The organism is Pseudomonas sp. LLC-1 (assembly GCF_002992185.1).
GTDB classification, from domain to species: domain Bacteria; phylum Pseudomonadota; class Gammaproteobacteria; order Pseudomonadales; family Pseudomonadaceae; genus Aquipseudomonas; species Aquipseudomonas monteilii.
Genome location: NZ_LUVY01000006.1, coordinates 54,112 through 65,672 on the forward strand (window position 1 = coordinate 54,112; position 11,561 = coordinate 65,672).

The 11,561-nt window shown below is 65.9% G+C and carries 8 protein-coding genes; all 8 read right to left on the bottom strand.

The window, feature by feature from the left end:
• Nucleotides 1–6: 6 nt before the first annotated feature.
• On the bottom strand, nt 7–3,099 hold the full coding sequence (locus A0O30_RS04085; protein WP_105945669.1) for a multidrug efflux RND transporter permease subunit: 3,093 nt from the start codon (nt 3,097–3,099) through the stop codon (nt 7–9).
• Complete coding sequence (locus A0O30_RS04090) at nt 3,096–4,259, bottom strand: efflux RND transporter periplasmic adaptor subunit (protein WP_105945670.1); 1,164 nt, start codon at nt 4,257–4,259, stop codon at nt 3,096–3,098. Before A0O30_RS04090 ends, A0O30_RS04085 begins: the two co-directional genes overlap by 4 nt.
• A 278-nt stretch (nt 4,260–4,537) precedes the next feature.
• A complete protein-coding gene (locus A0O30_RS04095) occupies nt 4,538–5,272 on the bottom strand; it encodes a YkgJ family cysteine cluster protein (RefSeq protein ID WP_105945671.1) in 735 nt (244 codons plus the stop codon).
• On the bottom strand, nt 5,269–5,580 hold the full coding sequence (locus A0O30_RS04100; protein WP_105945672.1) for a hypothetical protein: 312 nt from the start codon (nt 5,578–5,580) through the stop codon (nt 5,269–5,271). The genes A0O30_RS04095 and A0O30_RS04100 overlap by 4 nt, the downstream gene beginning before the upstream one ends.
• Nucleotides 5,581–5,668: 88 nt before the next feature.
• A complete protein-coding gene (locus tag A0O30_RS04105; protein ID WP_105945673.1) occupies nt 5,669–6,568 on the bottom strand; it encodes a chemotaxis protein in 900 nt (299 codons plus the stop codon).
• 193 nt (nt 6,569–6,761) lie between these two features.
• A complete protein-coding gene (locus A0O30_RS04110; RefSeq protein ID WP_105945674.1) occupies nt 6,762–7,946 on the bottom strand; it encodes an HlyD family type I secretion periplasmic adaptor subunit in 1,185 nt (394 codons plus the stop codon).
• On the bottom strand, nt 7,943–10,111 hold the full coding sequence (locus A0O30_RS04115) for a type I secretion system permease/ATPase (RefSeq protein WP_105945675.1): 2,169 nt from the start codon (nt 10,109–10,111) through the stop codon (nt 7,943–7,945). Before A0O30_RS04115 ends, A0O30_RS04110 begins: the two co-directional genes overlap by 4 nt.
• Entirely contained in the window at nt 10,108–11,544 is a 1,437-nt protein-coding gene (locus A0O30_RS04120; protein ID WP_105945676.1) for a TolC family outer membrane protein, read from the bottom strand. Before A0O30_RS04120 ends, A0O30_RS04115 begins: the two co-directional genes overlap by 4 nt.
• Nucleotides 11,545–11,561 lie beyond the last annotated feature (17 nt).

Consider the following 11,561-nt stretch of genomic DNA (forward strand, 5'->3'; position numbering starts at 1 on the left):
CTTGTCCTAGCTGGCACTTGGCGCTGCCGCACGGGCAGCCTGGCGGCGGTGGAACAGGCGCTCCAGGGCCAAGTATATGACCGGGGTGGTGAACAGCGTCAGGGCCTGGCTCACCAGCAGGCCGCCGACCACTGCAATGCCCAGTGGCTGACGCAACTCGGCGCCGGTGCCGAAGCCGAACATCAGCGGCACCGCGCCGAGCAAGGCGGCCAGGGTGGTCATGATGATCGGACGGAAGCGCGTCAGGCACGCTTGATGAATCGCCTGCTCCGGCGTCAGGCCCTGATGACGCTGGGCTTCCAGGGCAAAGTCGATCAGCAGGATGCCGTTTTTCTTGACGATGCCGATCAGCAGCACCACGCCGATCAGCCCCATGATGCTGAAGTCCTGGCCCATGGCCCATAGCAATATCAGCGCACCCAGGCCGGCCGAGGGCAGGGTGGAAATGATGGTCAGCGGGTGGACGAAGCTTTCGTACAGCACGCCGAGGATGATGTACACCGCCACCAGCGCGGCCAGGATCAACCACGGTTGGCTCGACAGCGAACTCTGGAACGCCTGGGCCGCGCCCTGGAAGTTGCCGCTGATGGAGTCGGGCATGCCCAGCTCGCGCTGGGTGCGGTCGAGGATGCTCACCGCATCACCCAGTGCCACGCCGGGGGCCAGGTTGAACGACAGGTTGGCCGCCGGGAACAGGCCGTCGTGGCTGATCGAGAGCGGCCCGGTGCTGGGCGGCGCCACGTGGGCGACGGCCGACAGCGGCACCATTTCGTTGCTCAGCGGCGAGCGCAGGTAGAAGTAGTTGAGGCTCTCGGCCTTGCCACGCTGTTGCGCATCCAGTTCCAGGATCACCTTGTATTGGTTGGTGTCGGTCTGGAATTCGCTGATCTGCCGCTGGCCGAAGGCATCGTACAGGGCCTGGTCGACATCGGTGGTGGTCAGGCCGAAGCGCGCGGCGGCCTGGCGGTCGATGTCGATGCGGGTGACGCTGGCGCCCAGTTGCAGGTCGTTGGACAGGTCGCGGAACGCCGGGTTTTCCCGCAGCCGGTCGGTCAGGCGCTGCGTCCACAGGTTCAGGGCCTCGCCGTCGTTGCTCTTGAGCACGTACTGATACTGGGTGCGGGACGGGCCGGAGCTGAGGTTGATGTCCTGGCCGGCGCGCATGTACAGGACAATGCCCGGTACCTGGGCCAGCTTGGGCCGCAGCCGGTCGATTAGTTCGCTGGCCGACACATCGCGCTCGCCACGTGGCTTGAGGGCGATCCAGAAACGGCCGTTGGCGATGGTCTGGTTGCTGCCGGTAACGCCCACCGAATGGGAGAACGCGCGCACGGCCGGGTCTGCCCCGATGATCTTGGCCAGCGCCTGGTGCTTCTCGATCATCGACGGGTACGAGACATCCGCCGCTGCTTCGCTGGTGCCCAGAATGAAACCGGTGTCCTGCAACGGGAAGAAGCCCTTGGGGATGGCCACGTAGCCGGCCACCGCCAACGCCAGGGTCACGCCAAACACACCCAGGGTCAGGCGCTGGTGGGCGAGGGCGCGGTTCAGGCCCTTTTCGTACCACCCGACCAGGCGTTCGCCAAAGCCGCCCTTGTGTTCACCGGGTGGGCTGCGCATGAACAGCGCGCACAGGGTTGGCGCCAGGGTCAGCGAAACCACCACCGAAATCAGGATGGTGGCCGTGGCGGTCAGGGCAAACTCTTTGAACAGCCGCCCGACCACACCGCCCATGAACAGCAGCGGGATGAATGCGGCAATCAGCGAGAAACTGATCGACACCACGGTAAAGCCGATTTCCCCGGCACCCTTGAGCGCCGCCGTGCGGCTGTCGTCGCCGGCCTCCAGGTGGCGGTGGATGTTCTCCACCACCACGATGGCATCGTCGACCACGAAGCCCACCGAGATGACGATGGCCACCAGGGTGAGGTTGTTCAGGCTGAAACCGAGGATGTACATCAACGCGCAGCTGGCGATCAGCGACACGCCCAGCACGCTGGACACCACCATGGTCGCCGACCACTGGCGCAGGAACAGCGCCATCACCCCGATCACCAGGGCCACGGCGATCATCAGCGTCAGTTCCACTTCATGCAGCGAGGCGCGGATGGTCTGGGTGCGGTCTTGCAGCACCGACACTTCGACCGAGGCTGGCAGCATCTCTTGCAACCGGGGCAGGGCGGCCAGCACCCGGTCTACGGTATCGACGATGTTGGCCCCGGGCTGGCGGAAGATCACCAGGTTCAGCCCCGGCTGGTCGCCGGACCAGGCTTTGACGTAGGCGTTTTCGGCACCGTTGATCACCTTGGCCACGTCCTTGAGGTGTACCGGGGCGCCATCGCGGTACGAGACGATCAGTTGCGCGTAGTCCTCGGGGTGGAACAGCTGGTCGTTGGCGGCGATGGTCGACACGCTGTGCTCGCCGTACAGCGCGCCCTTGGCCAGGTTCAGGCTGGTCTGCTGGATGGCCTGACGCAGGTCGGCCAGGGTCAGGCCGATGGCGGCCAGCTTCTCGGGCTGCGCCTGCACGCGGATGGCCGGGCGCAGCTGGCCGGTGATGTTGATCAGGCCCACCCCGTCGATCTGGCTCAGCTGGCGGGCCAGCAGGGTTTCGGTGTAGTCGCTGAGGTCGTTGCCGGGCATCTGGTCGGAGCTGACCGTCAGCACCAGCACCGGGCTGTCGGCCGGGTTGACCTTGCGCCAGGTTGGCGGGTTGGGCAGGTCTTGCGGCAGGCGTGCAGTGGCGGTGTTGATCGCCGCCTGCACTTCCTGGGCGGCGGTGTCGATGTTCTTGTCGAGGGTGAACTGCAGGATCAGGGTGGTCGAGCCCAGCGCGCTGCTGCTGGTCATCTGGGTCATGCCGGGGATGGCGCTGAACTGCACCTCCAGCGGCGTGGCCACCGATGAGGCCATGGTTTCCGGGCTGGCGCCGGGCAGTTGGGCAGTCACCTGGATGGTCGGGAAGTCTGCCTCTGGCAACGGCGCCACCGGCAAGCGCGGGAAGGCGATGGCCCCCAGCAGTACCAGGGCGAAGGTCAACAGCAGGGTGGCGATGGGGTGATCGATGCACCAGGCAGAAACACCGTTGCGCGTGTTCATGGCTGGCTCCGGCGGTCGGCCATTTCCGACGGCGCGGGAGCATCAGGCGTGACTTCGACCCGCGCGCCCGGCTTGAGCCGTGATTGGCCATCGAGCACCAGGCGCTCGCCCGGCTTGACCCCGGCAATGATGTTCAGCCCGCTGTCCTGGTACAGCACCTTCACCGGCACGCTGGTGACCTTGTCGCCGTCCAGGCGGTAGACGAAGTGCCCGTCGACGCCGCGCTGCACCACCGGTGGCGGCACCACCAGGGCGTTTTCTTCCACGGCGGTGCGCAGGCGGATGGTGACCAGTTGGCCCGGCCACAGGTGGCCATCCTTGTTGTCGAACTCGGCCTTTACCCGCACGGTACCGGTGGTGCCGGAAATCTGGTTGTCGATCAGTGCCAGGTGGCCTTCGCCGAGCAGGCTGCGGTCGCCGTCGGCGTCCATGTAGGCCTGCACCAGCGCCGGGGTGGGTGCCTTGAGCAGGCTTTGCAGGGTTGGCAGCATTTGCTGCGGCAGGGCGAATTCGACGGCGATGGGGTCGATCTGGGTGACACTGAACAGGCCTTGGGTGTCGCTGGTGCGTACCAGGTTGCCCGGGTCGACATTGCGGATGCCGACGCGCCCGGTAACCGGTGAACGGATCTGCGTGTAGGAGAGCTGCACTTCAGCGTTGGCGATGGCGGCCTGGTTGCCCTTGACGGTGGCCTGCAACTGGTTGACCAGCGCCTGTTGCTGGTCGAGGGTTTGCTTGGATACGCCGTCATCGCTGCTGAGCAGGCGGTAGCGCTTGAGGTCGACGCCAGCCACCTGGATTTGTGCCTGGCTTTGGCCGAGCTGGGCGCGGGCCTGGTCGAGGCTGGCGCGGATGCTGCGGTCGTCGAGGGTGGCGAGCAGGTCGCCTTCCTTGACCCACTGGCCTTCCTTCACCAGCACCTGGGTGAGTACCCCCTCGACTTGTGGCCGTACTTCGACGCTGTGCAGCGACTGAACTGTCCCGATGGCGCTGGCGTAGCGCGGCACGTCTTGCTGGGCGACGCTGACCACGCGCACGGGGATGGCCGCCTGCGCACGGGCAGCGGGTGCAGGCTGGCGCTGGCTATACCAGCTGCCCGCTACCACCAGGACAAGAAGCGCCAGGGCGGCGAGGATGACAGAGCGGGACGGACGTCGCATCGGTGCGGGCACCTTGGCCAGAGGGGAGGGAACGGTAGTCTGTACTCAATCTTATAGCCCCCGAACCGGGTCGGCAGCGTGACCGCTGGCTGACAGCGCTGTCAGTTTCGGGCCTTAAGGTCAGGGCGCCACTGGCTTGTGTGAAAGTTTGCGCGATCCCTGTGGGAGCGGGCGCGCCCGCGAACACCGGCAGAGCCGGTGCCATCCACCGCGTTGTATTCTTCGCGGGCACGCCCGCTCCCACAATTACCGTGTATGCCTTTTCGCAGTGAGTCAGGCTAGAAGCCAATGAACGCGTAATACACCGGAGTTTCGTTGGTAGTGCGCAAACCAAGCCCCTGCAAGCTCGCGACCAGCGCCTCATCCTGAACATGCAAGGTCCACTGCCCCCCGTCATCCCCATGCACCTGCGCCAGCGCAGTGGCAAACGCCCCCATGTCCGGCAGGTAAGCAGTAAAACCATTACCCTTGAGCGCACTGGTGGTCATGCCCAGCGCCTGGCACACCGCCACCTTGGCAGCAATGTCGTCCCGGTCGGCCTGCCGCGAGGCTTGCACCAGCACTTCCAGTTCCGCATCGACCAGTTGCGTACCGTGGATCAGTTCCGGCCCCTGCTGCCAGGCTTCTGGCGGGCAGTCCTTGTTGTCCGGGCGCAGCGGAATGTGTGGGTTGATTTCCACCGGGTAGATGCGACAGACCAGCGGGCGCTGGTCGTAGATGGTGCAAAGGTCGTTGTCGTCGAGGTTGCGGCAGCGCCCGGGGTTGAAGGCGGCAAAGGTCACCGACACGCGTGCTTCGCCGTCGCCGCAGTGCACGGGATGGGAGCGGCGCAGTACATGCTCGCGCTGATCAGCCGGCATGCCGGGACCGTCGGTGATGAACGCCTCGATCAGCACCACTACCTGGCCGGCATCGTCCGCCCAGCGTCGCGCTTCATCAAGCGTCAACGGTACATGGTGGCCCGTGCAGCACTTGCCGCAACCGGTGCAGCCGAATCGCAAGCTGTCGCTCACTTGGCCTCCGGGCTCCACTCGCTCACAAAGGCACGCTGGTGCTGGCGATCGTACAGGCACAACTCGGTGCCGGTGCGCTGCTGCATGTGCTTCTGTGGGTACACGCCTTCGATCAGCAGGGCGCTCATGCCCACCTGGTCATCGAACTCGGCGGGCTTGCCACGGGCGTGGGCGTCCTTGAACTGGCTGGCAGCCAGGCAGGCCTTGAGCATCTGTTGGCGCTGCTCGTTCCAGGCCTGGCTGCTGGAGGCCTGTGCGATACCGCTGAAAAGGGCGCAGCTGATCAGGATGGAGCTGAAGAACTTCATACGCGGTTCCGGCAGTTTTCTTACGAGGGGCGCGAATTATGCCCGACTCACCCCCGGCGGCAAGCCGGGGAAGTTGTCGCTGAATATATCAGCGCTCGGTGAACACCACGGTACGCGCGGCCACCACCAGACAATCGGTCAGCTCCGGTGAGGAGAACTTGGTAAGGATGGCGTTGGCCCCGGCCTGGGTTGCCTTTTCGCTGCTCATGGCGCTGTCCAGCGAGGTGTGCAGCAGCACGTAAAGGTGCTGGAAGTCGGGCGTTTCGCGCAGGGTGCGGGTGAAGGCGTAGCCGTCCATTTCGCTCATTTCGATGTCGGAGACGATGATGTTGATCTCCTGCGGCGTACCCTGCAGTTCCAGCAACACGTTAATGGCGTCTTTGGCGCTGCGCGCGGTGTGGCATTCGATGCCCAGGTTACGCAGGGTGTGCACCGACTGCTGCAGGGCTACCTGGCTGTCGTCCACCACCAGGATATTGGCGGCGGCCAGCAGGCTGGCGTCTTCTTCGCTCAAGGTGCCATGGGGCGGTTCGGCCACCGGTGGGGCGATGGCATGGATGACCTTTTCGATGTCCAGCACCTGCACCAGGGTGTTGTCCACCCGGGTTACGCCGGTGATGAACGAGCGGTTGCCTGAACCAAAGGGCGGCGGTTTGATGTCGGTGCTCAGGCAATGCACGATGCGGCTGACCGCCTGCACATGCAGGCCTTGGCGCGACCGGCTGATCTCGGTGACGATCAGGCACCCGCCGTCCGGGTCGGCAAGGGGCCGCTCGCCAATGGCGCGGGACAGGTCGATGACCGACAGCGAATGGCCGCGCAGGGTTGCCACGCCTTTTACGTGGGGGTGCGCCTCGGGCAGCTTGGTCAGCGGCGGGCAGGGGATGATCTCGCTGACCTTGAGCAGGTTGATTGCCATCAGCTTGCCGCTGCGCAGGGTGAACAGCAGCAGGGACAGCGAGTCCGCGCGGGCATTTTGCGTGGCCATGGTGACCTTCGGTGGGGAACAGGGGATAACCGGTTATCGGCCTGTTCGGGCTGGGCTTTAGGGATGTATAGCCTGTTCTGGCCCAATCGCCGGCAAGCCAGCTCCCACAGGTACTGCATAAGGCTTGAAGAGCATGCGGTCGAGGTGGGAGTTGGCTTGCCGGCGATTGGGCCGCAAAGCGGCCCTGGGCCAGCTACCGTTCGCGCAGGGCCTCCTTGGCCCGGTTCAGCGGCTTGATCAGGTAATCCAGAATGGTCTTCTCCCCGGTGCGGATATCCACCGTGGCCACCATCCCCGGTACAATTGCAAAGTGCTTGCCGGCCTTGTTCTGCAAGCTGTCCTGCTCGGTACGGATGAACACCCGGTAGTAGTAGATCTCGGGCTTCACTTCATCCTGCAAGGTGTCCGGCGAAATGCCCACCACCTTGCCATCCAGCCCGCCGTACACCGAATAGTCATAGGCACTGATCTTGACCTTGGCCGCCTGGTCCGGGTGGATGAAGGCAATATCGCGCGGGGCGATGCGGGTTTCGATCAGCAGGCGTTCGTCCATCGGCACGATCTTCATCACCTGGCCCCCGGGCTGCACCACGCCACCCAGGGTATTGACCTCGATGTCCTTGACGATGCCGCGCACTGGCGAACGCAACGTCAGGCGGGTAAGCGAGTCGCTGCGCCCGCGGATCACTTCCGACAGGCTGTCGGCCTCGGCGCTGGCTTTGGCCAGTTCTTCCCGGGCCCGCACCAGGTAGTCGGAGCGGGCTTCGTTGGCTTTCAGTTCAAGCTCTGAACGCTGGCGGTTAAGGCGGATCACTTCTACCCGGCTGGAAGCGCCCATCTTGGCCAGGTTTTCGGTGATCTTCAGTTCGCTGCGCACCAGTTGCAGTGAGTCCTGGATGCCCGCCAGGGTTTGCTCCAGGCCGCGACGGCGGGTCTGGTACAACGCGGTTTCGGCGTCGATCAGCTCGGGTGAGTCGCGCAGGCTGTCGGGGAAGGTCAGCGGCTTGCCGGTCACCTCCGCCTGCAGGCGGGCCTGGCTGGCTTTGGCGGCGCGGTACTTGGCTTCACTTTCGCCAACGCTGGAGGCGGTCTTGGTCGGGTCGAGCTGGGCCAGCACCTGGCCGCGCTCGACCAGGTCGCCTTCGGCCACGCTCATCTGCGCCACGATGCCGCCCTCGAACGACTGGATCACCTGCTCCCGCGAACTGGGGATCACTTTGCCAGTGCCGGTGGACACCTCGGTCACCTCGAACCAGGCGGCCCAGGCCAGGAACGCGGCCAGCATCAATGCACAAATCGTGATGATACGTCCGGCGCGGAACACCGCCTGGTCGTCCTGCCCATCCAGGTAGGAGGCCGGGAGTTCATGGTTGCTCATGCCTGGGCTCCTTGCAGTTTGGCCAGCGCGGCATCGCGCGTGTCATCGATGACAATGCGCCCGCCGTCGAGCACCAGGATGCGGTCGACCCGTTGCAGTACGCTCAGGCGATGGGTGGCGATCACCAGAGTGCGGCCCTGGCAGAAACGCTCCAGGTTATCCAGCAGCTTGCGCTCGGTCATGTCGTCCAGCGAGGCGGTGGGTTCGTCCAGCAGCAAAACCTGTGGCTGGCGCACCAGCAGGCGCGACAGCACCAGGGCCTGGCGCTGCCCGCCCGATAAACCCAGGCCACCTTCCAGAATCAGGTGGTCCATGCCCTTGGGCAGGCGGCGCACGAAGTCCAGTGCGCCAGTGGCCGCCAGCGCGGCAACCAGTTCCTGGTCGCTGGCCTGGCCGGCACCGAGGGTGAGGTTTTCCCGCAGTGTGCCGTGGAACAGGCGCGCGTATTGCGGCAGCAGGCCGACGTCACGGCGCAGGTCTGCGGGGTCGAGGTGGGCCAGGGCGATGCCGTCCAGGCTGACTTCGCCTTGCACCAGGTCCATGGCCCCGCCCAGGGCTTGCAGCAGGGTCGACTTGCCGGCACCGTTGCGCCCGAGCACGGCGATACGCTCGCCCGGTTGAATGTCCAATTGGCCGATATTCAGTACTGGGGGCGATTCTTCGCTGTAGCGGAAGTTGGCCTGGCGCAGGCGGTACTCGCCACGGATGGCCGGCAGGTGTACGCGGGCCTCGCTTTCGGGGTGGTCGACCGGGGACTGCATCAGTTTGTCCAGCCCTTGGAGGGCCACCTTGGCCTGTTGCCAGCGGGTCAGTACATGGGTCAGTTGCGCCAGCGGTGCCATCATCCGCGACGACAGCATCGACGCCGCCACCAGGCTACCGGTGGTGAGGTCGCCGGCGATCACCATGGGCGCGCCGATCACGATGACCACGGCAAACACGGCGCCCTGTACGTTCTGCGTCCAGGTCACCAGACCATTGGTGAGGGTGCGCAGGCGCAGGTTGGTGTGGGCGCAGGCCGCGTTGTACTGGTTCCATTGCCGCTCGAAGCGCGCTTCGGCTTGCAGTGCCTTGATTTCGTCCAGGCCCTGGATGCTTTCCACCAGCATGGCGTTGCGCAGCGCCGACTCGCGCATGGAGGCGTTGGCCAGCCGCGCCAGGCGCCGCTGTGCCAGCACTCCGGGCACTACCATGGCCAGCAGTGCGGCCAGCGGGATGAACACCAGCACGCCGCCGATCAGCCAGAACACCAGCAGGAACAGCAGGAAGAACGGCAGGTCGGCCAATACCGTGGCCGTGCTGGAGGTGATGAGGTCGCGGATCGATTCCAGCTCGCGCAGTTGCGAGATGAACGACCCTGTGGACTTCGGCCGCACCGAGTTGCGCAGGCGCAACGCATGCCCGTAGACCAGGTCGCTCACCCGCAGGTCGGCGCGCTTGCCGAGCAGGTCGGTCACCTTAAGGCGCAGCAGGCGCATGCTGAAGTCGAACACCAACGCCAGCACCACACCGCCAAACAGCACGTACAGGGTGGGCAGCGATTCGGCCGGGATTACCCGGTCATACACCTGCATCGAGAACAGCACCCCCGCAAGGGCCAGCACGTTAGCCACCAGCGAGGCGACCATCACTTGCCCATACGGGCGCAGGTCGCGCAGCACGATGCGGGCGAACCAGTGGCGGTCGTAGGGCGCGGTGTAGTCGTCGGTGCGCACGTCGCGCAGCGGCCGCGCCGGGCGCAGCAGGGCAACACGGTTGATGCGGCCTTTGAGGCTGTCACGCGGCAGGCGTGAGGTCAGGCCCTGGTCGCCGGCAAACACCACCGCCAGGTCGTCCTCTTCAGTGACCGACTCGACCACCGCCAGCTGGCCATCGTCCAGCTCCAGCACCAACGGGGTGCGCCATTGCCGCAAGCCCTTGGCATCGAAGCGCACGAAGCGCAGGGCCAGGCCAGCCTGGCGCGCCATGTGGCGGAGGATTTCGTCCAGCGGGCGGGCGTCCTCGACGGCGGCCAGGCGAATGCGTTGTGGCGACACGTCCAGGCGATAGTGGTGCGCTACTTGCAGCATCACTTCCAGCCATGGCCCAAGGTCTGGCCGGTGAGCCGCTTCGGGCGCAGCAGCGGGCGCCTGGTTGGGCAGGGTTACATTGATGGAATCGGTCATGGCTGGATCTCCACCCCTTGCAGGTTGCGCCCCTCAAGGCCAAAGGCCGTGCGCAGGGCGCCGGTGTTGTACAGGCAGTCGACATCCAGGCGCAGCAGGTCGGAGCGGGTGCCGGCGAGTTCGAAGCGTGACTGGTAGATCTCCTGCTCGGCGTTGAGCAGGTCGAGCAGGGGCCGCGTGCCCAGGTCCAGGTACTGTCGGCCGTACAGCATGCGCGCCTCCTGGATGCTGACCTGGCGCGCCTCCAGCGACGTCAGCCGGCGCCCCAGCCCGGAAGTTTGCGCCATGGCCTCGGCCAGGCCGCGACGCGCCTGCAGGCGTGCCGCATCCTCGGCGGAGTCGGCGGCGGTCAGCGCATGGCCGGCAGCGCGGGTGCGGGCGCTGATGGCGCCGCCCTGGTAGATGGGCACTTCGACGTTCAGGTAGATGCCGGCCTGGGTGCGGTCCAGGCGTGCGTTGTCGCGGTTGTAGTCGTCGTCCAGGTAGTGGTTGACCTGGGGTTGCAACGACAGGGTCGGGTAGGCTTCGGCCTTGGCCTGGGCCAGTTCGGCCTGGCCTTGGGCGCGCTGGGCCAGGGCCATCAGCACGGCGGGCAGGCGGTCATCGCCCTGCGAGGGCCGTTTGCAGGCCTGGTTCAGCTCGGGCGGTGCTTGCTCGGTCAGCGCTGGCGGGGTAACGCGCCCCATCAGGGCCGCCAGGGTGGAACGCCAGCGTTCGTATTGCGACTGGTATTCCTCCAGCGTGGCGCGGGCGCTTTCCACGCGGGACTCGGCTTGCACCACGTCGGAGCGGGTGCTGGCGCCCATGTCGCTGCGCTGGCGGGCCATCCCGGCAATGTCGCCGACCCCGCGAATCTGGTCGCGGGCGATGGTCATCAGTTGTTCGTAGCGGCGGGTTTCGATCCAGGCGTAGGCCGTGTCGCGGGCCAGCTCGTCGACCACCAACAGGATGTTGGCCTGGGCACGGGCGGCGGCGGCCTGGGCCGCGCTGACGGCATTGTCGACCTTGCCGAAGTCGTAGAGCATCTGCTTGAGCGACAGGTTCAGTGCCTGGCTGTTGCGGTCACCGCCGTAACCGGTGTCATAACCGGTGCGGATACCGCCGGAAATCTGCGGGTAATACCCCGCACGGGCGACGTTGATGCCTTCACCCTGCTTGTACAGGTTGCCGATGGCTTCGGCGATGCTGGGGTGCCATTGCGCGGCTTGCAGCACCGCGTCGGTCAGCCCCAGGCGCTCGCCACTGGCCACCGGGGCCATGCCGATAGCGGGGCGGGCGGGCACCGCTTCGGGCGCATCGCGTAACAGCGATGGCCCGATCTGGCGAAGTTGTGGGTCGATGTCGTCGGCTGCCTGGGCGGCCGGGTGGAAGTTCAGCACCAGGAGCCCGAAGGCGCCCAGCAACAGCGGTGACAGCGGACTGCTTCGCTTCACATAGTTCCCTTACTGCT